This is a genomic window from Acinetobacter sp. UNC436CL71CviS28, assembly GCF_000620525.1.
GTDB classification, from domain to species: domain Bacteria; phylum Pseudomonadota; class Gammaproteobacteria; order Pseudomonadales; family Moraxellaceae; genus Acinetobacter; species Acinetobacter radioresistens.
The window spans coordinates 24,701-49,533 of sequence record NZ_JIBB01000012.1; the positions used below are offsets into that span (position 1 = coordinate 24,701).

Sequence of the window (24,833 nt, forward strand, 5' to 3'; positions counted from 1 at the left end):
TCATGACATTGCTGCATTAGCATCAAGCGTCATGAAAGCTTCCTTGGCATCCTGCAGGGGAGGCAATTGACCTAATGAAGCCAGGCCAAAAGCATTTAAAAATTGAGACGTCGTCACTAACAACGCGGGGCGTCCCGGAATCTCTCGGAAACCGGATTCTTTAATCCAGTTCCAGTCAAATAATGTTTTCAAAATCTGGCTATTATTCGAAACTCCGCGAATCTGTTCAATATCTGCACGTGTAACAGGCTGATGATAAGCAATGACAGCTACTGTTTCGAGCAAAGATGGGGAAAGCCGGGTTGGCCGCTCCGGCCAAGTCTGGGCAATAATCTGTTTGTATCTGGCACGAACCTGAAAACGAAAGCCCTGAGCACTTTCGACCAGCTCAATTGAACGGCCATGTTGTAAAACAGCCAGCTGCTGTAAAAACTGTCGCAACTGCTGTTTATTATACTGGTTCTGGAAAGCTTCTTTAAGCCTCAAAAGACTGACCGGTGCTTCACTGGCAAAAATAATGGCTTCAAGCTGCATCAGAACTTCATGATGCAGCTCATCAACTGAGAATGCTGCACTTTGGTCGATGGTCATGCTACTGCTCCCTGAATAGTCAAGGGTGCTTCTATTCCGCTATGAATAATCTGGATTCTCTGCTGGCGGGTGAGCTCCAAAACTGCCATGAATGTCACCACCATACCCATTTTACCTTGGCTCGGTTTGAGCAGCTCGTCAAAACTTAAGCTTTTGCCTGATTCAATCAATTCTTCAATATAGGCAATCCGCTCTTCAAGTAAAACTGGTTCCTGCTGAATCTGATGAACGACAGGCTCAGGGCGGTTAAAGATGCAATATAGCGCGTCTCGCAGATTTGCAGCTTCATAGCCTTCATAAATACTATTTACTGTTCCTAAACTTACATTCACATTGAATGTATCACGTTCCAAAACTGGCATTTGTCCTAAACGTTCAGCTGCCTGTTTAATGCGCAAATAATTTTCGAGCCGGTCAATCAGCTGCTGCTTGGGATCTTTTTCCAGAGTTATAGCAGCAGGTTTAGGTAATAGCAGTCGGGACTTCAAGTCTGCAAGCAAAGCTGCCATGACCATATAGTCCGCAGTCAGTTCAATGTTGAGAGATTTCATGCTATCCATGTAGGACAGATATTGGCTGGCAATTGGTGCGATATCTAACTGCAGTAAATCAAAGCCATTTTTCTGGATCAGGTAAATTAAAAAGTCGAGGGGACCTTCGAAATGTTCAAGTAAAATTTCGAATGCAGCAGGCGGAATATAAAGATCATCTGGAATACTGTGCTGCCATTCATCCATTACGCGGATATAAGGCAACTGTTCCATAGAACTATGGGTCGCTTGATTCATTTCGGTTATAGGCCACGCGAATTTTCAAAGGCATGAAAGCTGGAGAACTTCTAGGATCTTGCACGCAAGAAAGCGAGATCACTAAAAAGCAAAAAATAAGGTGAACGTATTCTAATAGAAAAGCCAGGCTGAATAAATTATAAAAACCATAAAAATGTAAAAAAACTGATAAACCTGCGTGGTAGGCAGGAAAGAATAGGGTGAGCTATAGAAATTGGTAAAGAGCCTTTTTAAAGGTCAGGCATCATTTATGGCGTATTCGATCACTTTCTGACAGCTCTCCCGTAAACAAAGGTTTGTTTTGGTCAGACTAATCAACAGCTCTTCAGCTATATATACTTCTAGAAAATAGCTATAGCTAATATCTTTAATGTTTAGGGTTACGCTCCCGGAGTCTGGTTCTGAGACGACAATTGTTTCAGATTCAAGTGTCCAAGGAAGCTCGGCATAAATAGTGTGATCTTCTGGAAAATTCTCTAAATCAAGAAGGACTTTAAAAAGGTTCATACCAATTGCCTCAGCATCAACTTATCAGATGTTGGGTGCATATGATTTTACAATTGTCCGAGAAAGTGTAAAACCTACTCAAAAGCACTGACATCACCTTCGCCATAGCGGATAATTTCCGGATTTTCTCCAGAAAGGTCTACGATACTGGTGGTGCTTAGCATGCCAAAGCCCCCATCAATGAAAACATCAATACGTTTACCAAGTTGCTGCTCGATTTCGTAAGGGTCATCCAGCGGGTCTTCCTGTCCAGGTAAAATCAGGGTACTAGTGAGTAACGGTTCTCCCAATTCCTGGAGTAACATCTGGCAAATTGGATTACTTGGAATACGTAAACCAATAGTTTTCCTTTTCGGATGCATTAAACGCCGTGGTACTTCACTGGTGGCGGGAAGAATAAATGTAGTAATTGCAGGGGTATTGGCCTTTAACAGCCGATACATGGCATTATCAACCTTGGCATAGGTTGCAATATCAGAGAGGTCACTGCACATAATGGCGTATTGATGTTTAGGCCCTAAACCGCGGATTTGCGCAATACGTTCCATAGCATTTTTATTTCCGATCTGGCAACCAATTGCATAAGCAGCATCGGTGGGGTAGACCACTACATCGCCCGCACGGATCCGTTCGACTGCCTGAGTGATGAGCCGTGGCTGTGGATTCTCAGGATGTACTCTTAAATGAAGCATCTTATTGTTCCTCAAAGTTCACAGACAGTAACTTTCTAAATTATCAGTGCCCAGAGAATTGGGTTACAAGTTTAGATCGGTTGATTTATGTAAATTAATCAAGCATTTCTCTTTTAAATTCGCTGGCCTGTAACATTTCGCCACCACGTATGCAGGTACAAATACAGGAAATCAGATACCAGGCGTCTTTTGGCAGACAGGCTTCTGCATTCATATAGCGGCACACTTGGGCATAGACATTGTCTTTAAAGGTATTGCCATTACCACTTTCACCAGTAAGGTTATCTAAAGAGACCCGAAACTTGCGGCCAAAAGCTGTGGCAAAAAGCCATTCAATTGCCTGCGGTTTAACTTCAACCTGTTCGAACAGGGCTTGCTGCTCTCTTGTCCGTCCATCTGGAGCATACCAGTATCCCAGATCAGCCAGCAGGCGACGCTCTTTACCGGCAATCGTCCAATGGCTGATTTCATGCAGGGCGCTGTTAAAAAAACCATGGGCAAACTGGATGCGGGCAGGAGAGGTATCGGTGGCCGGGAAATATTCTGGTTCAAATTCTCCTCGTACCAGCATGACATTATGGTGGGAAAACCAATAATTAAAGTGTAAGATAAGCCAATCAACTTGCTGTTCTTCTGTATGCAGTGCGTTCCAAGGCAAGAGTTGCAGTGCCGCCAGAGCCGATATCTGCCCAGAAGTGGAGTTGATGCGAACAAGAGACGAAGTTATGACTTCAGGTTGCGGCTGCAACTGATCCATGACTGAATAAACCCAAATGATCTGTCTAAATAAGTACAAAATTGTATCTTAATCTTTGACAGAGTACTGATGAATTTGTAGAATTGCCGCCTTAATTATGTCAGCAAATACCTTTCCGGCACAGATTGAGCCGTTTAAATGGGCTGAACAAGGCTTTACATGGTCAGGTACCCTGCCATTGTCTCGCTTTGTTCGTATTGCTCGTGAAGCTGTTGGACCAATTGATCATCAACTGGTCTCTATAGACTGTAAGCTATCAATGGATGCGTATCATCGTGTCGCGTGGTTTGATGGTCATGTTGAAACGAAAGTTCCAATGGAATGCCAGCGTTGTCTGGAACCGGTGGAAATTTCACTTGTTTCAGACTTTCATATCGCGTTACTGGATGATGAGTCACTGATAGAGCGCTTGGATGAGGATGCTGATTACATCGTTCTAGCTGAGAGTGAAGCTTTGATCAAAGGTGATCCTGATGCACCTGCCCTGATTGATTTGGTCACTCTGCTTGAGGATGAGCTGTTATTGTTGGTGCCACTTTCACCTAAGCATGACGCTTGTGAACATAAGCATCGACCTGCCGAAGAGCATGCCGAAGAAAAGCGTGAAAATCCGTTTGATGTTTTGGCAAGTTTGAAAGGCAAACTTAACTCATAAGTGCTATACTTACAGGTTAAGACAACTGAATTTTTGTTCTGATCCATTTTTTCGATCTTTGTAAGGAGCCATCATGGCCGTTCAGCAAAACCGTAAAAGTCGCTCTCGCCGTGACATGCGCCGTTCACATGACGCTTTAACCGAGAATGCATTAACTGTAGACCAAGCTACTGGTGAAACTCATCGTCGTCACCACGTGACTAAAGACGGTTTCTACCGTGGTCGTCAATTGTTCGCTAAAGCAGCTGATGCTGAATAATGAGCAATAATATGCATTAAGCATCATGCTTAAGTATAGAAAAAATGGGAGCGTATGCTCCCTTTTTTTGTTGTATTTCGCAATTAAAAAATGATGAATTAAATGTTAAATTTCTGCACCGGAAATGAGTGAAGACGAAATAAAGGATTTTTATATGTCTGCTAAACGACTCGAGCAAGTGGCTCAGGCAACAAAAACTGCATTTGTGTTTCCTGGTCAGGGCTCACAAAAAGTCGGCATGCTCGCTGAACTTGCAGAACAGTTTAGTGGTGTGATTGATACTTTTGCGGAATCTTCAGAGGCTGTGGGTTTTGATCTTTGGCACATTGTACAAAGTGGTGAAGGCCTGGACCAGACAGAAAATACTCAACCGGTGCTGTTAACGGCAAGTATCGCCTTATGGCGTATATGGCTGGAACTTGGTGGCTTAACACCGAAGTATTTAGCTGGTCACTCTTTGGGAGAATACAGTGCGCTGGTGGCTGCAGAAGCGATGTCTCTGGCAGATGCGGTGAAACTGGTACATTTGCGCGGAAAACTGATGCAGTCTTCCGTACCTCAAGGTGAGGGTGCCATGGCAGCAATTCTGGGCCTTGCAGATGAGCAGGTGGTTGAATTGTGTCAGGTTGCTTCACAGGCGGGTCAAGGTTCGGTTGAAGCAGCAAACTATAATGCACAAGGTCAGGTAGTCATTGCAGGAACTGCTGCACTGGTAAGTAACGTCATGGCCCAGGCCAAAGAAAAGTCAGGCAAGGCAATTGCACTTCCGGTATCTGTACCATCACACTGTTCATTAATGAAGCCTGCCGCAGAGAAATTTGCAGAAGCATTGGAACAAACTGCCATTGAGCTACCTGTGCTACCTGTAATACAAAATGTCAGCGCAGAAATCGCGACAGATGTTGGCCAGTTGCGTCAAGCTTTAACTGCACAACTGTATCAGTCAGTTCAGTGGACCAAAACTATGCAATACCTGCAAGATCATGGTATCCAGTACGTTGTAGAATGTGGTCCGGGTAATGTACTGGCAAATCTGGCAAAGCGTTTACCGAATATTGAAAAAGCATTTCCACTCGACACTAAAGGTCGTATGGAAGATGCGTTAAATGCCGTTTTAGTGGCAGAAGGGAAAATCGCATGACACAAGAACGTAAGGTTGCTCTGGTTACAGGTGCAAGCCGGGGCATTGGTGCGGCCATTGCTCAACAGCTTATTCAAGACGGTTATTTTGTTGTGGGCACTGCAACTTCGGAAGCAGGTGCTCAAAAGCTGACCCAAGACTTTGCAGAACAAGGTGCTGGAGCAGTGCTGGATGTACGTAATGCCGAGGCAATTGATACTCTGGTAACTGAAATTGAGCAGAAATATGGTCCAGTTCTGATTCTGGTCAATAATGCCGGTATTACTAAAGATAACTTATTACTACGTATGTCAGAAGATGACTGGGATGACATCTTAAATATTCATTTAAAAGCTGTTTATCGTCTATCTAAACGTGTATTAAAAGGCATGACACGTGCCCGTTTTGGTCGCATCATCAATATCAGTTCAGTGGTAGCTCATTTTGCGAATCCGGGGCAGGCCAACTATTCTGCTGCAAAAGCTGGTATTGAGGCATTTAGCCGCTCGCTGGCAAAAGAAATGGGTAGCCGCCAGATTGCAGTAAACTGTGTGGCGCCTGGCTTTATAGCAACGGAAATGACAGAGCAGTTGAGCGAAGAAATACGTAAGAAAATGAGTGATCAAGTGGCACTGCAACGTTTAGGTGAGCCACAAGATATCGCTAATGCAGTAAGTTTCTTGGCTAGTGAAAAAGCAAGTTACATTACTGGTACAGTTTTACACGTAAATGGTGGTTTATACATGGCTTAAGGCTGATGGATAAACTTTTAAAATAATTGATATTCAATTAAACTAACGGCAATTAAAAACGCCACAAGCAATGAGGAGAATTCCTGTGAGCGATATCGAACAACGCGTAAAACAGGCTGTAGCAGAACAACTCGGTATGCGTGCTGAAGAAATTAAAAATGAAGCATCTTTCATGGATGACTTGGGTGCAGATTCTCTGGACTTGGTTGAACTTGTGATGTCTTTTGAAAATGATTTCGACATTACTATTCCTGATGAAGATTCTAACGAAATCACTACTGTTCAATCAGCAATTGATTATGTTACCAAGAAACTTGCTCAGTAAGTTATATTTTAGCATGTGCTGATAAAAAGCCACCTTAAGGGTGGCTTTTTTATTTCATCCTTAATTGAAACAAAAGACTAATAGGTAGTAAGTAGAGCGTAGTAAGTCTTACATAAGTTTACTGTTTACAGCCGAAATAAAACTTAAGTACCTTAAATTGTTCGGTATAAAAATAAGATAGCAATACACAATATTCATCCACTAACATGGAGTAGAACGATGGGACTTTTTGACTTTGTAAAAGGTATTGGTAAAAAGAATGAAGCAAAGGTAGAACAGCATCAAGCTGCTACGCCTGCTAATTCTGCCCCTCAAGCGGCTCCACAGGCTCCACTTAAGGCTGCAGAACCTTCAGCACAACAGATCGCGAATCAGTTACTGGCTCATGTAAAGAGTCTGGGGCTTGGTGTAGAAGGTCTGTCAGTCAGTTATAATAGTAATACTGATTTGGCTACAATCAAAGGCCAGGTGAAAAGTCAGGCAGACCGTGAGAAAATTATTCTGGCCGTCGGTAATATTGATCATGTGGCTCAAGTAGATGATCAGATGACAGTTGCTACACCTGAACCGCAAAGCAAATTCTATACTGTAAAGTCTGGGGATTCTCTTTCTAAAATCTCTAAAGAATTTTATGGTGATGCTAATCAATATAATAAAATTTTTGAAGCTAACCGTCCTTTGTTAAAAAATGCTGATGATATTTATCCAGGTCAGGTTTTACGTATTCCCCAATAGACAGGGTGAGTAAGCAAAAATTGTTGTTTGTATGCTCGATAAAGCAATAATAAAAAGCCCGCTATATTAAGCGGGCTTTTTATTTTAAAAACGTTTTGGTATTTTCTGCCCATCAGGCACTGGAGTTTCTGCATTTTTTAAGACACCAAATAGCCAGGTTTCTGCATGTTGGACTGCCTGAACCAGCTCATCTCCTAATGCTAAGCGTCCTGCGATAAAGCTTGCCAGTGAACAGCCAGAACCATGATATTCACCTTGTAATCGTGGACAGTGGCTTTCTGCCACCATTTCACCCTGAATATAAAGTGCATTACGAATATAGTCTGGGGTATTCTCATGCCCACCTTTAACCAGAACGGCTTTTGCACCCATTTCAAACAGCTTTTGAGTGGCAGTTTCCAGGTCGTCAAAACCAGTTAAAGCCCGCAGTTCGACTGTGTTAGGGGTTAGAATGCTGGCCAGAGGAATAAGCTCTATAAATGCTTTAACTAAAGTTTCCTGATTACCAAGTGAACCGCCACTATTGGCAACCAGTACCGGATCAAGCACATATTGATAATCCGGGTGAGCTCTTAAAAATTCAGCCAGCGCGCTAATATTTTCTGTAGTACCCAACATGCCAGATTTTACACATCGGATAGGTAGGTCACCGACTACTGCATTGGCCTGCGCTAGTAATAATTCTCGTGAACTTGCCTCAAAACCAAATACTTGTTGAGAGTTCTGTATGGTTAGAGCAGTACAGGCAATTGCAGCATGTGCACCACTTTGCCCAATTGCTTCAATATCAGCCTGCAGACCTGCGCCGCCTGAAGGATCAAGTCCGGAAAAACAAAGAACTGTAGGACGCACTGCCGTATCCTTATTTAATGCAAATTACGCTAGTATAGAATAGTTTACTTCATCTCTCGACCTTAATCCCGCGTTAAACCTACTGAATGACTGTGCAACATGACTATAAAGAATCTGCTGATTGACCTTGATGGCACCCTGACTGATCCTAAGGTGGGAATACATACTTGTATCCGCTATGCCATGGAAAAACTGGGTTATCCCCTAAAGCCCGATCTGGATATTGACTGGACCATTGGGCCGCCTTTAAAAGCATCTTTTGTTAAGCTGCTTGATAATGGAGATGAACAACTTGCTGAGCAGGCTTTGCTGGGGTATCGGGAGCGTTTTTCTGTAGTCGGACTTTTTGAAAATAAAGTTTATCCAGCTGTGTCAGAAACTCTCGGATATCTCCAAGAGCAGGGGTATCAATTATTTCTTGCCACAGCAAAACCTACTATCTATGCCAGACAAATTTTGGAACATTTTCAGCTCGCAGATTATTTTACTCAAATTTATGGAAGCGAGTTGAGCGGTGAGCGTACAAACAAAGCAGAATTAATTGCTTTCATTTTGCAGCAGGAGCAACTTAGGCCACAGGAGTGTTTAATGATTGGAGACCGTGAGTATGATATTTTAGGGGCGCGTTATAATGGCATAAATACAATTGCGGTCGAGTATGGTTACGGTTCCGCAGAAGAACTCATGCAGGCACAGCCTCAATATATGATAAAAAGTTTTGATACATTACCGGCAATTTTAAGTAGGCTGAGCTAAAAAATATGGGAATCAGTTTTTAATTTTTTATTTATATAATTTAAAGATTTTATACAAAATAAATTTAAAAAGCTGAGACAAATAAAAAAGCCCCGAATCTGGGGCTTTTTCGATTATTGATAATTAAAAGGGTTTGACCACTACTAGAATGACAATAGCAAACAGTAAAAGGGTCGGCATTTCATTAAAAAAACGCCAGAACTTATGTGTCTTGTAATGTGCATTTCCGATCAGTTTTTTACGGTAATAGCCACAAACAAAATGGTAAATGACCAGTAAACCGACTAATGCTACTTTTAGATAAAACCATAAAGCTTCATGGTAATGATAAAACTGATCCCCCCAGTCCACCAGAAAGTGTGCTGTAATCAGGGTGGCTATCATTGCAGGCCACATAATTCCCCGGTACAACTTACGCTCCATTACTTCAAAGCGCTGATGACTGACTGTATCATCACTCATGGCATGATAAACATAAAGACGTGGTAGATAGAACAGAGCAGCAAACCAGCATACCACGGCAATAATATGTAAAGCCTTTATCCAAAAGAAAGCATCAGAAGGTGCATTCATCAATTATCCCATTTCTTGAAAATCAGGCAGGCATTGACGCCGCCAAAACCAAAACTGTTACTCATTACAGTATTTAGTTTCGCATCACGTTTTTCAAGCACAATATCAAATGGTTTAGCGCCTTCATCCAGTTCGGTCACGTTAATGTTAGGAGCAATGAAGTCATTCTGCATCATTAAAACAGAATAGATTGCCTCATGTACTCCTGCTGCCCCCAGACTGTGACCAGTCATGGACTTGGTTGAGCTGACTGCTGGTACATGGCCTTCGCCAAAAGCGCGTTCCATTGCTTTAAGCTCGGTTACATCGCCAGCAGGTGTTGATGTCCCATGAGTATTCACATAATCGATGCTTTCTATACCATGCTGCTTGGCTTCTTCAAGCGCCATTAAAATACAGCGGGTTGCACCTTCACCACTTGGTGCTACCATGTCCGCACCATCAGAATTGGCTGCATATGCAACCACTTCAGCAAGGATTTTGGCGCCGCGAGCCTGAGCATGTTCAAGAGATTCTAAAACAACAAAACCACCGCCACCCGCAATGACAAAGCCATCACGATCAGCTGAATATGGGCGTGAAGCTTTTTCTGGTGTGTCATTATATTTTGAAGACAATGCGCCCATAGCATCAAATAACAGGCTTTGAGACCAGTGATCTTCTTCACCGCCACCTGCCAGCATTAGGTCCTGTTTGCCTAGCTGAATCAGATTATAGGCATACCCAATTGCATCAGCAGAAGTAGCACAGGCGCTGGTAATAGAGTGCGCCATACCTTGAAGTTTGAATGCAACACCTACGTTAGCAGTAATGGTATTACTCATATTGCGTGGCACAAAAAAAGGTCCGATTTTACGTGCGCCTTTTTCTTCTAGTAACTTGGTCATTTCAACTACAGAAGCTGTTGAGTTGCCGCCAGAGCCACCCGCAATGCCATAGCGTGGATTGCCAGCGAGATCTTCTACCTGAAGGCCCGCATTTTCTACTGCAGCCACAGCCGAGTTATAAGCATACATCGCACATACGCCCATAAAACGTTTCAGTTTACGGTCAATATTGTCAAAGTTCTGTTCTGCAGCTGCACTTACATGACTTTTGAAATTAAGTTCAGCATAAATTGGATTAAAACGTGTTCCTGAAATGCCGTTTTGTAAAGAGTGAGTAACATCTTCTAAAGTATTACCAATGCATGAGTTAATACCCATACCAGTGATTACAACACGTTTCATCTACAGTTCCCTTTATGGTGAGGTTATGAGCTTGGCTTGGACACTCTGGCAGGAGCGGGGTTATGCCGGATGCGCTACGCTACTCATCTTTCAAATTGAACTCATAATAACAGAAAGGTTTTTGTTTTCTTATGGCAAATCCTATGCGTATTGCAAGCTATACACGAGTTGCACATAGCATGCTTTGAGTTACCTGCTTATAACTAAAAGAAACACTTTAGAATTGTGTTAAATCTTCACTACACCTAGTATTTACTATCAAATAACTAACTGAATGAAGAGGGGAGATTGATGACGAATACTAATAATAATCAGTCAGCAGGTTTTATTTCCAGTGCTGTGAAAGTGGCTAAAAAGCTCAGTTCTACAGGTTTGGATATGCTGAATCAAGCAACGCCTGGTGGTGCCACTAAGCAGAATGGACAGACAGATCAGAATCAGGTTATTGAAGGCTCTGCTCGTGTAAAAAGTCCAATGGAAGCTAGTCCTGATGATCATCCACAGCATATTTTACGTGATTATGTGCCCAAAATGTCACGTCAACTATTAGGTCGTCATTACAACCGTTTTAATGGTATTGCTAATTTTATTCCTCCTGAAGTCAGTAACAAAATCTCTGATTATATGTTTGAATGTCTGAGTGAACTCAGTTCACAACTCAGTTCGGTGGAAGCCATTTTAAGCGAGGCAGGTGCCAGTAAACTTGAAGAGCTCGAAAAAGATCCTAAACGTTCAAAACGTTTAAGTCAGGCTCTGGCAGAGCAGAATAAATGGATTGCATCAGTCCAAGGCGCAGTCAGCGGTGCAACCGGTATTGTAGGGGCCGCGGTTGATGTACCAGCATCTCTAGCGTTAGCTCTTAGAACCATTTACCAGACCGGACGGGCGCATGGCTTCGATTTGAAAGAAGATCAGGAAATCGTACAGCATGTGCTACGGCAGATTGACATGGGTTTGATTGCTGAAAAACAGGCAATACTGATGGGCCTTAAAGCTGTGAGCGGTATGCTGCAAAATAATGATGTTTCACAGTTACAGCAGCTTTTAGGGTCGAGTAATGATTTTGAAATGCTTAAAAAATGGATCGGGCAGGATGGTCAGCGACAAGATAATCCTACTGTTTTTTCTAAGCTATCTATATTGACTAAACTTACTCCTTTGGCTGGTGCAACAGTTGGCGCAATCTATAGCTGGAAACTGGTTGAAGAGGCCAGCCAAAAGGCACAGACAGCATTTGCTGAAGCACGATCTTATCTAGAGCAGCATAATGACTCTTCACTTTCACCTCTGGAAGCATTTAACCGTTCAGAAAAAGCCTTAGAGCAGGCAAGTCCTACGGTTTCTGCCAAACCGGAAAAAATTGAACAGCCGGAACAGGTCAATCTTGACAAGGTAAAAGAAGTTGAGCTTAAAGACCATGACACGATTGCCAAGGTGAAAGTTCAGAAAAAACCTTCTGAAGAAGAGAAAAAGACAGAAACTGATATTGAGCAGGAAGTTCAGCAAGATATCGAAAGCTTGGCGGAAGATATGGTGGAGCCTCATGAAGCAGTAGAGCCTCAAAAGACTGCTGTTCCATTAGATGAAGATAACCCGGTAGTTGATGAGGAAGAACTGGTTGCTAGCAATCAGGCTAAACTTGCAGCCGAAGAAGCAATAGATAAGCCTGTTGATCAGGTTAAAGTTGAAACTGGTGACACTACAAACTCTTCTACAGAAGCTAAAGAAGCAGTTACAAAAAACTCTTCTTCGAAAAAATAGGCTAAAAACATAAAAGCTTGATAAATAAGCTTTGTCAGGTACTTGGTCAACATTTGTTATGGCATCAAATGTTGACCATTTTTGTGTCTTGGCTTACAATTGCATGCCCTCAAAAAGTGGTATTTTTTTGAGGTTTTTTATTTACGGGAGAATTGCCATATGGCAACAACAAATCAGTTGATCCGCAAGGGTCGTACGACTTTGGTTGAGAAATCCAAAGTTCCTGCGTTGAAGGCTTGTCCACAACGTCGTGGTGTTTGTACACGTGTTTATACAACTACACCTAAAAAACCTAACTCAGCAATGCGTAAAGTTTGCCGTGTTCGCTTAACTTCAGGCTTTGAAGTATCAAGCTATATCGGTGGTGAAGGCCATAACCTGCAAGAGCACAGTGTTGTTCTGATCCGTGGTGGTCGTGTTAAAGACTTACCAGGTGTACGTTACCATACCGTTCGTGGTTCTTTAGACTGCGCTGGCGTTAAAGATCGTAACCAGTCACGTTCTAAATATGGTGCTAAACGTCCTAAGAAATAATTTCTTAAGGATATAGAGCCACAAACCTTTATCGTCTCGCTTGTCTGATTTCTGCATTTATTTTTGTGAAATTCAAGCGACGTGTAGTAAGGCCAGCGAATGCACACGACACTTTGTGCTACTGCTGGATTAACCTGAAGTGTCATATTTATAGGTAGTTTAAAATGCCAAGACGTCGCGTAGTCGCTGCTCGTGAAATCCTTCCGGATCCAAAATTCAGCAGCCAAACCATCGCTAAATTCATGAACCACGTAATGCAAGATGGTAAAAAATCTATTGCTGAAAGCATCGTTTACGGTGCTTTAGACCGCGTTCAAGAAAAAAACAAAGTAGATCCGGTTGAATTTTTCGAGACTACTCTTGAAAAAGTTCGCCCTATGGTCGAAGTAAAAGCACGCCGTGTTGGTGGTGCTACTTATCAAGTACCTATGGAAGTGCGCCCATCCCGTCGTACTGCCCTAGCAATGCGTTGGTTAGTAGATGCTGCTGCTAAGCGTTCTGAAAAAACTATGGCTTTACGTCTTGCTGGTGAGTTGCTAGATGCAGCTGAAGGTAAAGGCGCAGCGATCAAAAAACGTGAAGATGTGCACCGTATGGCTGAAGCTAACAAAGCCTTCTCTCACTACCGCTTCTAAGCGGTTAAAACAGGCCCTAATCAGGAAGATGATAGGCATGTTTTTCATTGATCTGTCATCAATTCGCTTTAAGTTGCAAAAGTAGCTTAAAGCGTCCTGTTTTAAACAACAAAATTTAGGAATGCTAGAAATCATGGCACGTCAAACCCCAATTTCTCGTTATCGTAACATTGGTATCTCTGCGCATATTGATGCGGGTAAAACCACCACTACAGAACGTATTTTGTTCTACACAGGTGTATCTCACAAAATTGGTGAAGTACACGATGGTGCAGCAACAATGGACTGGATGGAGCAAGAGCAAGAGCGTGGTATTACCATTACTTCTGCTGCTACTACTACCTTCTGGTCAGGTATGTCTAAGCAATTCCCTGAACACCGTATTAACGTAATTGATACACCGGGACACGTTGACTTCACTATTGAAGTTGAGCGTTCTATGCGTGTTCTTGATGGTGCATGTATGGTTTACTGTGCTGTAGGTGGTGTACAACCTCAGTCTGAAACTGTATGGCGTCAAGCAAACAAATACCAAGTACCTCGTTTAGCATTCGTGAACAAGATGGACCGTACAGGTGCAAACTTCTTCCGTGTTGTTGAGCAAATGAAGACACGTTTAGGCGCGTCTCCAGTACCTGTAGTCATTCCTATTGGTGCTGAAGAAAACTTCCAAGGCGTAATCGACTTGATCGAAATGAAAGCGATCATTTGGGATGAAGCGTCACAAGGTATGAAGTTTGAGTACGGTGAGATTCCAGCTGATCTTCAAGCGACTGCTGAAGAATGGCGTACAAACATGGTTGAAGCTGCTGCTGAAGCATCAGAAGAACTCATGGACAAGTACCTAGAAGAAGGCGAACTATCTAAAGAAGATATCGTTGCTGGTCTACGTACTCAAACTTTGGCTTGTCAAATTCAACCAATGCTTTGTGGTACAGCATTCAAAAACAAAGGTGTTCAACGTATGTTGGACGCAGTGATTGAATTCTTGCCATCACCAACAGAAGTGAAAGCAATTGAAGGTGTTCTTGACGACAAAGCTGAAACTAAAGCGATTCGTGAAGCATCTGACGAAGCTCCGTTCTCTGCACTTGCGTTCAAAATCATGAACGACAAATTCGTAGGTAACTTAACGTTCGTACGTGTTTACTCTGGTGTTCTTAAGCAAGGCGATTCTGTTTATAACCCAGTTAAATCTAAACGTGAACGTATCGGCCGTATCGTGCAAATGCACGCGAACGATCGTCAGGACGTTGAAGAAATCCGTGCGGGTGATATCGCTGCATGTGTAGGTCTCAAAGACGTAACTACAGGTGATACTCTGTGTGATGAGAAAAACAACATTACACTTGAGCGTATGGAATTCCCAGAGCCAGTAATTGCATTGGCTGTTGAGCCAAAAACGAAAGCTGACCAAGAAAAAATGTCAATTGCTTTAGGTCGTTTGGCTAAAGAAGATCCATCGTTCCGCGTTCGTACAGACGAAGAGTCAGGTCAAACGATTATTGCAGGTATGGGTGAGCTTCACCTTGACATCATCGTTGACCGTATGAAACGTGAATTCAACGTTGAAGCGAACATTGGTAAACCAATGGTTGCTTACCGCGAAACAATCAAAAAGACTGTTGAGCAAGAAGGTAAGTTCGTACGTCAAACTGGTGGTAAAGGTAAATTCGGTCACGTATACGTACGTTTAGAGCCGCTTGATCCTGAATCTGGTAAAGAATACGAATTCGCTGAAGAAGTTGTTGGTGGTGTAGTACCTAAAGAGTTCTTCGGTGCAGTAGACAAAGGTATCCAAGAACGTATGAAGAATGGTGTCTTGGCTGGTTACCCAGTTGTAGGCATTAAAGCGACATTATTCGACGGTTCTTACCACGATGTCGACTCTGACGAACTATCGTTCAAAATGGCAGGTTCTTACGCGTTCCGTGACGGTTTCATGAAAGCAGATCCTGTTCTTCTTGAGCCAATCATGAAAGTTGAAGTAGAAACTCCAGAAGACTACATGGGCGATATCATGGGTGACTTAAACCGTCGTCGTGGTATAGTTCAAGGCATGGACGACTTACCTGGTGGTACTAAAGCAATTCGTGCAGAAGTTCCTCTTGCAGAAATGTTTGGTTACGCAACTCACATGCGTTCTATGTCTCAAGGTCGTGCGACTTATTCTATGGAATTTGCTAAATATGCTGAAACTCCACGTAACGTGGCAGAGGGCATTATTGCTAAATTCCAGTCTGGTGGTAAAAAAGGTGACGACGAGTAATCTTTCGATTACTATAAGCGCAAACTAATTTATAGTTAAAAAACCTAATGCTCATGGAGTGATCCTCCATGAGTTGTTTTAAAAAGGAAGATCTCATGGCTAAGGCTAAGTTCGAACGTAATAAGCCACACGTTAACGTGGGCACAATCGGTCACGTTGACCATGGTAAAACAACTTTAACAGCTGCAATTGCAACTGTATGTGCAAAAAAATTCGGTGGTGAAGCGAAAGACTACGCTGCAATCGACTCTGCACCAGAAGAAAAAGCACGTGGTATTACCATTAATACTTCTCATGTAGAATACGACTCTCCAACTCGTCACTACGCGCACGTAGACTGCCCAGGCCACGCTGACTATGTTAAAAACATGATCACTGGTGCTGCTCAGATGGATGGTGCGATCCTTGTATGTGCTGCGACTGACGGTCCAATGCCACAAACTCGTGAACACATCCTTCTTTCTCGTCAGGTAGGTGTACCTTACATCGTTGTATTCTTGAATAAATGTGACCTTGTAGACGACGAAGAGCTTCTTGAGCTAGTTGAATTGGAAGTTCGTGAACTTCTTTCTACTTACGACTTCCCAGGTGATGACACTCCAGTAATCCGTGGTTCAGCTCTTCTTGCGCTTAACGGCGACGCTGGTCAATATGGTGAAGCTGCAGTTGAAGCGCTTGTTGAAGCGCTTGACACTTACATCCCAGAGCCAGTACGTGCAATCGATCAAGCATTCTTGATGCCAATCGAAGACGTATTCTCTATTTCTGGTCGTGGTACAGTAGTAACTGGCCGTGTTGAAACTGGTATCGTGAAAGTAGGCGAAGAAGTTGAAATCGTAGGTATCAAAGACACAGTTAAAACAACTGTAACTGGCGTAGAAATGTTCCGTAAACTGCTTGACGAAGGTCGTGCAGGCGAGAACTGTGGTGTTCTGCTACGTGGTACTAAACGTGAAGACGTTCAGCGTGGTCAGGTACTGGCTAAACCAGGTACAATCAAGCCGCACACTAAATTCGATGCAGAAGTATATGTACTTTCTAAAGAAGAAGGTGGTCGTCACACTCCATTCCTGAATGGTTACCGTCCACAGTTCTACTTCCGTACAACTGACGTAACTGGTGCGATCCAGCTGAAAGAAGGCGTGGAAATGGTTATGCCAGGTGACAACGTTGAGATGTCAGTTGAGCTGATCCACCCGATTGCGATGGACGCTGGTCTGCGTTTTGCGATTCGTGAAGGTGGTCGTACAGTAGGTGCTGGTGTTGTTGCGAAAGTAACTGCATAATCACTTTACTGTGTCAAAAAAAAGCGTCCTTTTAGGGCGCTTTTTTTATTTATATAAATATATATCTAAATAACTTTATAAAATTGTCAGACAAAAATAAATATCAGCTGTCCTTAACTGATAATTCTATGTCCTTATCTGCCCTTATAGCACAATAAAAAAAACGTATGATAAGAAATAAGAAATCAAAAAATAAAAGCAAGCTAGCGAATTGCTCACTTGCGAGGAGTAACCCTAATGAATGCTAAAGTAAATATTTCAAATCGTGCCGGTGCTAGCTTTCCTGTACGTCGTATGGACTTTGAATTTAATCAGGTTCCACGTTACTGGGCGAGCGGCGATGCCGGTATAACCCATTTTATGACAGCTTTATCTGCACTGTTTCCAGAGGGTGAAAAATTTTTTGTAGATAGTACCCGTGCGGTGCGTCAAAACCCTAAACTCTCAGATCCAGCACTTCAAAAAGAGATTAGTGCTTTTATCGGGCAAGAAGCTATGCATTCTAAGGAGCATCTTGCCTTTAATGCTTCTGCTCAGGCTTATGGTTATGATGTACGTAAAATGGAAGAGCAGACAGGGCAAGTACTTAAAGTAGGTACGGAAGTTGTATACCGTCTGATGAAACCGTTCGGTTACACCAAGGAAATGGTTGATTTAACAGGTACATGTGCTCTTGAACATTTTACTGCCACTATTGCGGCTGAGCTGTTGCAGAATGCAGATGTGCAGGCCTTATTTAATGATGAGACCATGTATAAACTCTGGATGTGGCATGCCATAGAGGAAAATGAGCATAAAGCTGTAGCCTTTGATGTTTATACAGCAATGTATGGGCAAGGGCCTAAGGCTTATTTTATGCGCTCTTCGGCGCTAATCATTGCCTTAACGCTGATTTTCTTTACACAGTCATATTTTACTGTGCGTCTCTTAAGCGCAGATAAAAAACTAACCTGGAAAGATACCAGATATATGCTGAAATTTATGTATGGCCGTAAGGGTTTTATAACTCGACAAATTCCTGAACTGGCAGACTTTTTAAGACCAAAATTTCATCCAAATGATACAGATACCACAGCTCTTTTAGAAAAATGGCGTAATAAACTAGGTTTCTAAAAGTATATAAGAAAAGGGACAATTTAAATTGTCCTTTTTTATTCTCGATTTTTCATAAACAATTCTTATAATGCAAGTTGGATAGCTATAAAAGCCCTGTTGTATATGATCCGCTTAATGCAAAAATCTGACCTGCCTCAGGTGACTGAGATTGAAAAACAGGTTCAGACTCACCCGTGGTCTTTTCGATTATTCGAAGAGGCATTACAAAGTTATCTGTGTACTGTATACGAGCTGCAAGGTCAGGTTATCGGCTTCTGTATTCTACAGCCTATTCTAGATGAAGCTAACCTGTTATTAATGGCTATTCATCCTTCCTGGCAAGGTAAAGGACTAGGTTATACCCTGCTTGAGCAATCAATTTCACTTTTAGAAAATATGCCTGTACAAATTTTTCTGGAAGTACGTGAAAGCAACACAGCTGCCATTGCACTTTATGAAAAGAGCGGCTTTCATCAAATTGATCAGCGACGTAATTATTATCCTGGACCGAATGGAGGACGTGAACATGCCATTATCATGGTCAAGTCTTGTAGTGAGGATTTCAGCCAGTTATTTTGCTAAGTCAAACTGATTTATTTAACAATCAGCTGATTCCAGCCCGAAGGAAGGGTGGTGAGGAGCGAATCACCCAGCGCATGAATCTCTTCAGCGTTTAAGGATCGGTTCAAATGCCGCCACTGTCCATCTAGTAAAATTTCTAATGGGGTATATTGGGATTTATAGTTCATTTTAGCTGAATGTGGTACCCAGTAACCGAGGTAAATGTAATCTAGACCTAGCATTTTTACATATTCAATCTGCTTTAAAATTGCAAATACTCCTAGGGAGCGACGGTTTTCATCAGGATCAAAAAAAGTATAAACCGCTGAAATACCATCATCCAGCGGATCACATGTAGAAACGCTGATGAGCTGTTCATCCTTCCACAGCTCAAGAAAGAAGCTTTCTGTACAGCTATGTACCAAGAATTTTTCAAACTGGTCTTGACTGGGTGGATACATGTCTCCATCAGCATGACGTGCCAAAATATAGCGCTCATACAGTGCATAATGCTGCCAGGTTGCATCACGGGTTGAAATAATATTCATGCGTAAATTCTGGTTACGCTTCCATGCTTTTTTCTGGCTGCTGTTCATTTGAAAAGCATTTACAGGGACCCGACAGGAAAGGCATTGCCGGCACAGATGGCATTCTGGACGATAGATAAAGTCGCCACTACGTCGGAAGCCTAGCCGAGAAAGTTCAGACAATGTTTCTACGTCAATACGATGAACAGGGTCCAGAAAGACCATGCGTGCAGATTTCTTTTCTAGATAACTACAGTCATGTGGTGGTGTAATATAGTACTGCAAGTCATTTAACAGGGACTTAGGGTGATAAGATTTCATACATGGTCCCTCATTATTATCATTCGCTCAGGCGGCTATTAAGTGCAACTGTTTCACTTGAAAATACACGCTCCTGATACTTTTTCCAATCGATAGCAGGTTGAATAATTACATCTTGTAACGATTTAAGATAATCCTGCCGAGAAACTGTACAGGCACCCAAGCTAAGCAGATGTTCATTTACCAGCTGGCAGTCGACCCAAGGTAAATTATTCTCCTTTGCAATTAACATGAGGCTATAAAAAGCCATTTTTGAAACATCAGTGCGGGTACTGAACATCGATTCACCGAAACAGCCTTTGCCAATGGTGACCCCATACAGGCCTCCTACCAACTTTGTATCGTCCCAGACTTCAACACTATAACCAAAACCTGCATTGAACAGGTTGCAGTAGCCTTGGATAATTTGTTTGGAAATCCACGTCTCTTCACTATAGCTACGCGGTAGGGCACATGAGGAAATAACCTGTTCAAAGGCCTGATTGACCGTGATGTGATAGTCGTACTTTTTCATACTCCGTAGTAAAGATTTGCTCGGTTTATAATGTTCTGGATAAATTACACAGCGTGGTTCTGGTGACCACCAGCAAATAGGTTCACCTGCATTAAACCAGGGAAATAACCCATGTGTGTAAGCTTCTAATAAAGTAGATGGAGAGAGGTCAGCCCCAATACATATGAGGCCTTCGCCTTCAGGATCGGCTTCTATAGGATCAGGAAAAATATATTGAGAGGGGGGAAGCATGGTCATGATTCAGTCTGAAAAAATCACTTTAATTTATGGTAAGTAATTTCATACAGCCATACAAGCACAACTGTAAAACTGAAAATAAGAATAGCCGCACTAAGGCGGCTATTAAGAAAATAACCAAACTCTGTTAACTTTCTGGTGTTAAACCATCCAGGTATTTCTCTGCATCAAGTGCAGCCATACAGCCTGAGCCCGCAGAGGTAATGGCCTGGCGATAAACATCATCTGCTACATCACCTGCTGCAAATACGCCTGGGATTGACGTTGCAGTCGCATTACCTGCTGTGCCACTTTGTACCTGAATATAGCCATTACGTAATTCAAGCTGGCCCTCAAACATTGAGGTATTTGGTTTGTGGCCAATAGCAACAAATAAACCTTGAACATCAACATCACGTAGTGTGTCATCCTGAACAGATTTAAGTCTTACACCGGTTACTCCCGTATTGTCGCCCAGGACTTCTTCAACCTGATGGTTCCAGAGAATCGAAATTTTGCCTTCTTTCTCTTTTTCAAACAAGTGATCTTGTAAAATCTTTTCTGAACGCAGTTTGTCACGACGGTGTACAAGCGTAACATGTGAAGCGATATTTGATAAATACAATGCTTCTTCAACCGCAGTATTACCTCCACCTACTACCATAACTTTCTGGTTTTTGTAGAAGAAACCATCACAGGTTGCGCAGGCACTTACACCCTGGCCCATAAATTTGGCTTCGGATTCCAGACCAAGATACTGGGCAGTTGCGCCTGTTGCCACAATCAGGGCATCACAGGTGTACTCTTCCATATCACCCTTCAAAACAAAGGGACGAACATTTAAGTCCACTTCATTAATATGGTCATAAATCATCTCAGTACCAAACCGCTCTGCATGAGCATGCATACGTTCCATTAAAGCTGGACCAGTCAGACCCTCAGGGTCACCTGGCCAGTTGTCTACTTCAGTAGTGGTCGTAAGCTGGCCACCCATCTGCATGCCTGCAATGAGTGTCGGCTTTAGGTTTGCACGTGCTGCATACACTGCTGCGCTGTAACCGGCAGGGCCCGAACCCAAAATAATTAACCGTGAGTGACGAATGCTCATTAAAGCTATCCTTTTTTATGTAGAATTGTTAAAAGTATACGTGAAACATCAGCAAAGTTGTGTTCAATCCATGTGGATAATCTTGATGATGGAAATCGGTTTGAGCTATATAAAATATGTTAACAACACAAATAAATAATGATGCATCATTTTAATGGGAACCGGTGCATAATATAAAGTTTTCTTCTTTGAAGAAAGCCTGACGGCTTCTATATAAGAACATCAATTGATAAATGGTTACGGGACAGTATATGACTGCGGTGTCAAATGTTTATGCACAGCGCTTATTAATGACATTATTCTTGGTTTCATTCGGGATTTACCTGTTTCTGGCAACAGTAACATATACACCGTTTGACCCCGGGTGGATGCATATTTCCAGTGATACCCAGCAAGTCTCTAATGCCAGTGGCGTAGCGGGTGCCTGGATTGCAGATTTGCTTTTTGGCTTTGTAGGATGGGCAAGTTTGCTTATTCCCATCTACCTGTTTATTGAAGCTATCCAGCTCTGGTGGCCACGCAGTTTCCTGAACCGTCCGTTTCGTTATGCTGCCCAGTTTTTTTTAATCCTGACCACGTCCAGCCTTTTATATCTACACTGGAATTTACCTGCAGATACTCTGGAAAATGCCTCTGGTGGCATTATCGGTTATGAACTGGGAAGTAGTCTGGCGCAGGTGTTAACAATTTATGGTGCTACTTTCTTTCTGATTGTATTTTGTCTAATTTTACTGACCTTGGCATTTGGTATTCAATGGAATAAAACCTGGGTTACGCTTAAGGCAACCCCTGCATACCTGCAAGATCTGTTTTACCGTAATGTACCTTCCAGTGAATCAGACTTTGACCGCACTGAACAGCAACCAATAAAAAAGTCGGTCGCGATCAGAACCAGAGAATCTGCACAAGAGCAGGTTTTAGCTTCAGAAATAAAGCAGCCAGCTAAGATAGTCTCTCAACCTTCAGCAGCAGACCTGCAAGCAGAGCGTCTATTTAACGATATGTTGGCAAAAGAGCAGATACAACATCAGATGCCTTCACTTGATCCTGAAGATGAAGCAGAGTTTGAACGTACTTTAGAAAAAGCCCATCAGTTACAGCAGGACAGCCAGCGTGTGGTCGCAACCGGTGAAGTATGGCGTGCTTTACAACATGATGATAATCATGACCGTGATATTGATGCCCTGTTAAAAGCTGCCGAAGATGACAAACCGGTTACACCACATGAGCATCTGCAACAAGTGGTAGTGGCTCAGGAAGAAAGACAGCCTGAATCCCGTTCTCCTGCGTATCAGCCTCAAACATCACATGATGATGAGATATTGGACTGGAATGATGACCAGATTTTTGATGAACTGTTAGCTGCTGTACCGCCAACTAAAACGGCAACAGATGTACATACACCTTTTAACAGCAAAAATATATCAAATGGACAGGGCTCATCTGCCGCATCAGCTACTGTATCCAGTGTGACAGCCAGTGTTTCTGGGGCAGCAAGCGCCACGGGAGTTCAATCTGCACTGATGAGACAGTCTATGCAGAATAACGGCAGTGATGTTGCTGAGCTTGAGGAGCTGGTTGATTTTCTGGTGGAAGATGAAGATCACTTTAAAGATCAGCCTGTGAGAACAACAAGCAGTTATGCTCAGTCTACACCCTTTGTAAAAGCAGAGATTAAAACTCAGTTTAATGCACCAGAGCGTGAAACAGAGATTGAGCAACATCTAGATGAGCGTAAAATTCTTGCCAAAGATAAAGAAGCCTTTATTGAGGCTTGGCATGAAACGGCTGGTAAACCTCAAGAAATTGAAGAAGAATTTGATCTTGATGCGCCATTAACTGACCGGGCCGGGCGGCCGATGTCACGTGCCATGCAAGTGGTACACAAGCGTCGTGATCTATCAACTTTGCCTCCAGTTGACATTCTAGATCCGGTAGACCCGAACAAGAAAGTAAACTTTACTGCTGAGCAGTTGGCACGCCTGTCAGAACTGCTAGAAATCAAGTTGCAGGAGTTTAATGTTAAAGCCAAGGTGGTTGAGGCTCAGCCAGGGCCGGTAGTCACCCGTTTTGAACTGGATCTGGCGCCTGGGGTAAAAGCTTCTAAAGTAACCAATATTTCCCGTGACCTGGCTCGCTCAATGTCCATGGCTTCGGTGCGTGTAGTAGAAGTTATACCAGGCAAACCTTATATTGGAATCGAAGTACCGAACAGTAGCCGTGAAATGGTACGTTTAACCGAGCTACTGGAAACACCAGCATATCGCGACCCGAATGGTCTTATCTCAATGGCTATGGGTAAGGATATTTCAGGTAATCCGGTTTTGACTGATCTTGCCAAGGCACCTCACATGCTGGTGGCAGGGACTACCGGTTCGGGTAAGTCAGTCGCTGTAAATGCCATGATTCTTTCCATGCTGCTCAAATATACCCCCGATCAGTTGCGTTTAATTCTGATTGATCCGAAGCAATTAGAACTGGCTAACTATAATGATATTCCTCACCTTTTAACGCCTGTAGTGACTGATATGAAAGATGCGGTCAGTGCACTAAACTGGTGTGTTAATGAAATGGAACGTCGTTACAAGCTGATGTCCTTTATGAAAATTCGTAAGATTACTGATTATAACCGTAAGGTCGAAGAAGCAATTGCGAACGGTGAGGATCTGATTGATCCGACATGGAAACCCGGTGATTCGGCAACTCAAGAGCGTGCCCCACGCTTAACTCCTTTACCTATGATTGTGATTGTGGCTGATGAATTTGCAGATATGATTATGCAGGTGGGTAAAAAAGCAGAAGAAATGATTACTCGTCTCGCGCAAAAATCACGTGCTGCTGGTATTCATTTATTGCTTGCAACTCAGCGTCCTTCTGTGGATGTCATTACCGGCCTGATTAAAGCCAATATTCCTACCCGTGTGGCATTACGTGTTAACAGCAAAATTGACTCCCGTACTATTTTAGATGCAGGTGGGGCAGAGGACTTGTTAGGGCATGGTGATATGCTGTTCTTGGGGCCAGGTAAAATTGAACCCGAACGTGTACATGGCGCCTTCATTTCTGATGATGAAGTTAACCGTATTTGTGATGCATGGCGCGAACGTGGTGATCCTGATTACATTGACGAGATATTGACACCGTTTGATGAAGAACCAAGCTCACGCGGTTTCGAGGATGGTGGAGAAGGCGGTTCCGACCGGGATATGCTTTACGACCAGTGTGTCGCATTTGTACTGGAAACCCGTAAAGCCTCTACGTCTTCTCTCCAGCGTAAATTTAGCTTGGGTTACAACCGTGCTGCGCGCATTATTGATCAGATGGAAGAAAATGGTATTGTAAGTGCGATGGGTGCAAATGGTAAGCGTGAAATTTTAGTATAAAAGGTCTTTAAATAAAAAACCTGCTTCAAGCA

Annotated in this window: 26 protein-coding genes; 15 read left to right on the forward strand and 11 right to left on the reverse strand. The window is 42.8% G+C overall.

The window, feature by feature from the left end; genetic code table 11:
- The 5 genes from scpB to N518_RS0106135 all read right to left on the reverse strand — a co-directional run bounded on the left by scpB (nucleotide 1) and on the right by N518_RS0106135 (nucleotide 3,335).
- Nucleotides 1-591: an SMC-Scp complex subunit ScpB gene (scpB, locus tag N518_RS0106115; protein ID WP_005027526.1), complete on the reverse strand. Its 591-nt coding sequence runs from the start codon at nucleotides 589-591 to the stop codon at nucleotides 1-3.
- Nucleotides 588-1,379 carry a segregation and condensation protein A gene (locus N518_RS0106120; protein ID WP_005027523.1) on the reverse strand — a complete coding sequence of 264 codons (792 nt, stop codon included), beginning with the start codon at nucleotides 1,377-1,379 and terminating at the stop codon, nucleotides 588-590. Before N518_RS0106120 ends, scpB begins: the two co-directional genes overlap by 4 nt.
- 237 nt (nucleotides 1,380-1,616) lie before the next feature.
- Complete coding sequence (locus tag N518_RS0106125) at nucleotides 1,617-1,886, reverse strand: hypothetical protein (protein ID WP_005018862.1); 270 nt, start codon at nucleotides 1,884-1,886, stop codon at nucleotides 1,617-1,619.
- A gap of 74 nt (nucleotides 1,887-1,960) precedes the next feature.
- On the reverse strand, nucleotides 1,961-2,578 hold the full coding sequence (locus N518_RS0106130) for an L-threonylcarbamoyladenylate synthase (RefSeq protein WP_005018864.1): 618 nt from the start codon (nucleotides 2,576-2,578) through the stop codon (nucleotides 1,961-1,963).
- Between the two features lie 94 nt (nucleotides 2,579-2,672).
- Nucleotides 2,673-3,335 (reverse strand): elongation factor P hydroxylase, encoded by a 663-nt coding sequence (locus N518_RS0106135; protein WP_005018867.1) that lies wholly within the window; start codon nucleotides 3,333-3,335, stop codon nucleotides 2,673-2,675.
- Between the two features lie 97 nt (nucleotides 3,336-3,432).
- On the opposite strand from N518_RS0106135, the gene N518_RS0106140 reads away from it, so the two are divergent.
- The 6 genes from N518_RS0106140 (at nucleotide 3,433) to lysM (ending at nucleotide 7,181) form a co-directional block, all read left to right on the forward strand.
- Nucleotides 3,433-3,990, forward strand: coding sequence for a YceD family protein (locus N518_RS0106140; protein WP_005018869.1), 558 nt, complete (start codon nucleotides 3,433-3,435; stop codon nucleotides 3,988-3,990).
- 73 nt (nucleotides 3,991-4,063) lie between these two features.
- A complete protein-coding gene (gene rpmF / locus N518_RS0106145) occupies nucleotides 4,064-4,249 on the forward strand; it encodes a 50S ribosomal protein L32 (protein WP_000290730.1) in 186 nt (61 codons plus the stop codon).
- Nucleotides 4,250-4,403: 154 nt separating this feature from the next.
- Nucleotides 4,404-5,390: an ACP S-malonyltransferase gene (gene fabD, locus N518_RS0106150; RefSeq protein ID WP_005027519.1), complete on the forward strand. Its 987-nt coding sequence runs from the start codon at nucleotides 4,404-4,406 to the stop codon at nucleotides 5,388-5,390.
- Nucleotides 5,387-6,121 carry a 3-oxoacyl-ACP reductase FabG gene (gene fabG, locus N518_RS0106155; protein WP_026444064.1) on the forward strand — a complete coding sequence of 245 codons (735 nt, stop codon included), beginning with the start codon at nucleotides 5,387-5,389 and terminating at the stop codon, nucleotides 6,119-6,121. Before fabD ends, fabG begins: the two co-directional genes overlap by 4 nt.
- Nucleotides 6,122-6,206: 85 nt before the next feature.
- Nucleotides 6,207-6,446: an acyl carrier protein gene (gene acpP, locus N518_RS0106160; RefSeq protein ID WP_005018879.1), complete on the forward strand. Its 240-nt coding sequence runs from the start codon at nucleotides 6,207-6,209 to the stop codon at nucleotides 6,444-6,446.
- Nucleotides 6,447-6,665: 219 nt separating this feature from the next.
- Complete coding sequence (lysM, locus tag N518_RS0106165) at nucleotides 6,666-7,181, forward strand: peptidoglycan-binding protein LysM (protein ID WP_005027514.1); 516 nt, start codon at nucleotides 6,666-6,668, stop codon at nucleotides 7,179-7,181.
- 84 nt (nucleotides 7,182-7,265) lie between these two features.
- Here the strand turns inward: lysM and N518_RS0106170 are convergent, their stop codons facing one another.
- Nucleotides 7,266-8,033, reverse strand: coding sequence for a hydroxymethylpyrimidine/phosphomethylpyrimidine kinase (locus tag N518_RS0106170; protein WP_005018882.1), 768 nt, complete (start codon nucleotides 8,031-8,033; stop codon nucleotides 7,266-7,268).
- Between the two features lie 99 nt (nucleotides 8,034-8,132).
- Here N518_RS0106170 and N518_RS0106175 point away from each other — a divergent pair, with 99 nt between their 5' ends.
- Entirely contained in the window at nucleotides 8,133-8,789 is a 657-nt protein-coding gene (locus N518_RS0106175; RefSeq protein WP_005027511.1) for an HAD-IA family hydrolase, read from the forward strand.
- Nucleotides 8,790-8,912: 123 nt separating this feature from the next.
- Here N518_RS0106175 and hemJ read toward each other — a convergent pair whose 3' ends face one another.
- Complete coding sequence (gene hemJ, locus N518_RS0106180) at nucleotides 8,913-9,362, reverse strand: protoporphyrinogen oxidase HemJ (protein ID WP_005018886.1); 450 nt, start codon at nucleotides 9,360-9,362, stop codon at nucleotides 8,913-8,915.
- On the reverse strand, nucleotides 9,362-10,591 hold the full coding sequence (locus N518_RS0106185) for a beta-ketoacyl synthase N-terminal-like domain-containing protein (protein ID WP_026444065.1): 1,230 nt from the start codon (nucleotides 10,589-10,591) through the stop codon (nucleotides 9,362-9,364). The genes hemJ and N518_RS0106185 overlap by 1 nt, the downstream gene beginning before the upstream one ends.
- A gap of 291 nt (nucleotides 10,592-10,882) precedes the next feature.
- Between N518_RS0106185 and N518_RS0106190 the strand changes: the two genes are divergently transcribed.
- The 7 genes from N518_RS0106190 (at nucleotide 10,883) to rimI (ending at nucleotide 18,753) form a co-directional block, all read left to right on the forward strand.
- Nucleotides 10,883-12,352, forward strand: coding sequence for an EcsC family protein (locus N518_RS0106190; RefSeq protein WP_005027509.1), 1,470 nt, complete (start codon nucleotides 10,883-10,885; stop codon nucleotides 12,350-12,352).
- Nucleotides 12,353-12,511: 159 nt separating this feature from the next.
- The gene (gene rpsL / locus N518_RS0106195; protein ID WP_000246374.1) at nucleotides 12,512-12,886 is read left to right on the forward strand and encodes a 30S ribosomal protein S12; all 375 of its coding nucleotides are present in this window, start codon (nucleotides 12,512-12,514) and stop codon (nucleotides 12,884-12,886) included.
- Nucleotides 12,887-13,050: 164 nt separating this feature from the next.
- Nucleotides 13,051-13,521 (forward strand): 30S ribosomal protein S7, encoded by a 471-nt coding sequence (gene rpsG, locus N518_RS0106200; protein ID WP_004655203.1) that lies wholly within the window; start codon nucleotides 13,051-13,053, stop codon nucleotides 13,519-13,521.
- Between the two features lie 133 nt (nucleotides 13,522-13,654).
- The gene (gene fusA / locus N518_RS0106205; RefSeq protein ID WP_026444066.1) at nucleotides 13,655-15,790 is read left to right on the forward strand and encodes an elongation factor G; all 2,136 of its coding nucleotides are present in this window, start codon (nucleotides 13,655-13,657) and stop codon (nucleotides 15,788-15,790) included.
- Between the two features lie 95 nt (nucleotides 15,791-15,885).
- Nucleotides 15,886-17,076 carry an elongation factor Tu gene (gene tuf, locus N518_RS0106210; RefSeq protein ID WP_026444067.1) on the forward strand — a complete coding sequence of 397 codons (1,191 nt, stop codon included), beginning with the start codon at nucleotides 15,886-15,888 and terminating at the stop codon, nucleotides 17,074-17,076.
- Nucleotides 17,077-17,313: 237 nt separating this feature from the next.
- Nucleotides 17,314-18,189, forward strand: a complete 876-nt coding sequence (locus N518_RS0106215; RefSeq protein WP_005406897.1) for a metal-dependent hydrolase — start codon at nucleotides 17,314-17,316, stop codon at nucleotides 18,187-18,189.
- Nucleotides 18,190-18,294: 105 nt separating this feature from the next.
- A complete protein-coding gene (rimI, locus tag N518_RS0106220) occupies nucleotides 18,295-18,753 on the forward strand; it encodes a ribosomal protein S18-alanine N-acetyltransferase (RefSeq protein WP_026444068.1) in 459 nt (152 codons plus the stop codon).
- A gap of 11 nt (nucleotides 18,754-18,764) precedes the next feature.
- On the opposite strand, the gene N518_RS0106225 is transcribed toward rimI, so the two are convergent.
- The 3 genes from N518_RS0106225 to trxB all read right to left on the reverse strand — a co-directional run bounded on the left by N518_RS0106225 (nucleotide 18,765) and on the right by trxB (nucleotide 21,418).
- Nucleotides 18,765-19,580: an arginyltransferase gene (locus N518_RS0106225; RefSeq protein WP_005027500.1), complete on the reverse strand. Its 816-nt coding sequence runs from the start codon at nucleotides 19,578-19,580 to the stop codon at nucleotides 18,765-18,767.
- Nucleotides 19,581-19,599: 19 nt separating this feature from the next.
- Nucleotides 19,600-20,331 (reverse strand): leucyl/phenylalanyl-tRNA--protein transferase, encoded by a 732-nt coding sequence (gene aat, locus N518_RS0106230; RefSeq protein WP_005027498.1) that lies wholly within the window; start codon nucleotides 20,329-20,331, stop codon nucleotides 19,600-19,602.
- 127 nt (nucleotides 20,332-20,458) lie between these two features.
- Complete coding sequence (trxB, locus tag N518_RS0106235; RefSeq protein ID WP_005018904.1) at nucleotides 20,459-21,418, reverse strand: thioredoxin-disulfide reductase; 960 nt, start codon at nucleotides 21,416-21,418, stop codon at nucleotides 20,459-20,461.
- A gap of 251 nt (nucleotides 21,419-21,669) precedes the next feature.
- Here trxB and N518_RS0106240 point away from each other — a divergent pair, with 251 nt between their 5' ends.
- A complete protein-coding gene (locus N518_RS0106240; protein ID WP_005027496.1) occupies nucleotides 21,670-24,801 on the forward strand; it encodes a DNA translocase FtsK in 3,132 nt (1,043 codons plus the stop codon).
- Nucleotides 24,802-24,833: the final 32 nt, after the last annotated feature.

Coding starts and splice junctions, on each gene's coding strand:
- scpB (WP_005027526.1), bottom strand. CDS start 591: ATGACCATCGACCAAAGTGCAGCATTCTCAGTTGATGAGCTGCATCAT.
- N518_RS0106120 (WP_005027523.1), bottom strand. CDS start 1,379: ATGAATCAAGCGACCCATAGTTCTATGGAACAGTTGCCTTATATCCGC.
- N518_RS0106125 (WP_005018862.1), bottom strand. CDS start 1,886: ATGAACCTTTTTAAAGTCCTTCTTGATTTAGAGAATTTTCCAGAAGAT.
- N518_RS0106130 (WP_005018864.1), bottom strand. CDS start 2,578: ATGCTTCATTTAAGAGTACATCCTGAGAATCCACAGCCACGGCTCATC.
- N518_RS0106135 (WP_005018867.1), bottom strand. CDS start 3,335: ATGGATCAGTTGCAGCCGCAACCTGAAGTCATAACTTCGTCTCTTGTT.
- N518_RS0106140 (WP_005018869.1), top strand. CDS start 3,433: ATGTCAGCAAATACCTTTCCGGCACAGATTGAGCCGTTTAAATGGGCT.
- rpmF (WP_000290730.1), top strand. CDS start 4,064: ATGGCCGTTCAGCAAAACCGTAAAAGTCGCTCTCGCCGTGACATGCGC.
- fabD (WP_005027519.1), top strand. CDS start 4,404: ATGTCTGCTAAACGACTCGAGCAAGTGGCTCAGGCAACAAAAACTGCA.
- fabG (WP_026444064.1), top strand. CDS start 5,387: ATGACACAAGAACGTAAGGTTGCTCTGGTTACAGGTGCAAGCCGGGGC.
- lysM (WP_005027514.1), top strand. CDS start 6,666: ATGGGACTTTTTGACTTTGTAAAAGGTATTGGTAAAAAGAATGAAGCA.
- N518_RS0106175 (WP_005027511.1), top strand. CDS start 8,133: ATGACTATAAAGAATCTGCTGATTGACCTTGATGGCACCCTGACTGAT.
- hemJ (WP_005018886.1), bottom strand. CDS start 9,362: ATGAATGCACCTTCTGATGCTTTCTTTTGGATAAAGGCTTTACATATT.
- N518_RS0106185 (WP_026444065.1), bottom strand. CDS start 10,591: ATGAAACGTGTTGTAATCACTGGTATGGGTATTAACTCATGCATTGGT.
- N518_RS0106190 (WP_005027509.1), top strand. CDS start 10,883: ATGACGAATACTAATAATAATCAGTCAGCAGGTTTTATTTCCAGTGCT.
- rpsL (WP_000246374.1), top strand. CDS start 12,512: ATGGCAACAACAAATCAGTTGATCCGCAAGGGTCGTACGACTTTGGTT.
- rpsG (WP_004655203.1), top strand. CDS start 13,051: ATGCCAAGACGTCGCGTAGTCGCTGCTCGTGAAATCCTTCCGGATCCA.
- fusA (WP_026444066.1), top strand. CDS start 13,655: ATGGCACGTCAAACCCCAATTTCTCGTTATCGTAACATTGGTATCTCT.
- tuf (WP_026444067.1), top strand. CDS start 15,886: ATGGCTAAGGCTAAGTTCGAACGTAATAAGCCACACGTTAACGTGGGC.
- N518_RS0106215 (WP_005406897.1), top strand. CDS start 17,314: ATGAATGCTAAAGTAAATATTTCAAATCGTGCCGGTGCTAGCTTTCCT.
- rimI (WP_026444068.1), top strand. CDS start 18,295: ATGATCCGCTTAATGCAAAAATCTGACCTGCCTCAGGTGACTGAGATT.
- N518_RS0106225 (WP_005027500.1), bottom strand. CDS start 19,580: ATGAAATCTTATCACCCTAAGTCCCTGTTAAATGACTTGCAGTACTAT.
- aat (WP_005027498.1), bottom strand. CDS start 20,331: ATGACCATGCTTCCCCCCTCTCAATATATTTTTCCTGATCCTATAGAA.
- trxB (WP_005018904.1), bottom strand. CDS start 21,418: ATGAGCATTCGTCACTCACGGTTAATTATTTTGGGTTCGGGCCCTGCC.
- N518_RS0106240 (WP_005027496.1), top strand. CDS start 21,670: ATGACTGCGGTGTCAAATGTTTATGCACAGCGCTTATTAATGACATTA.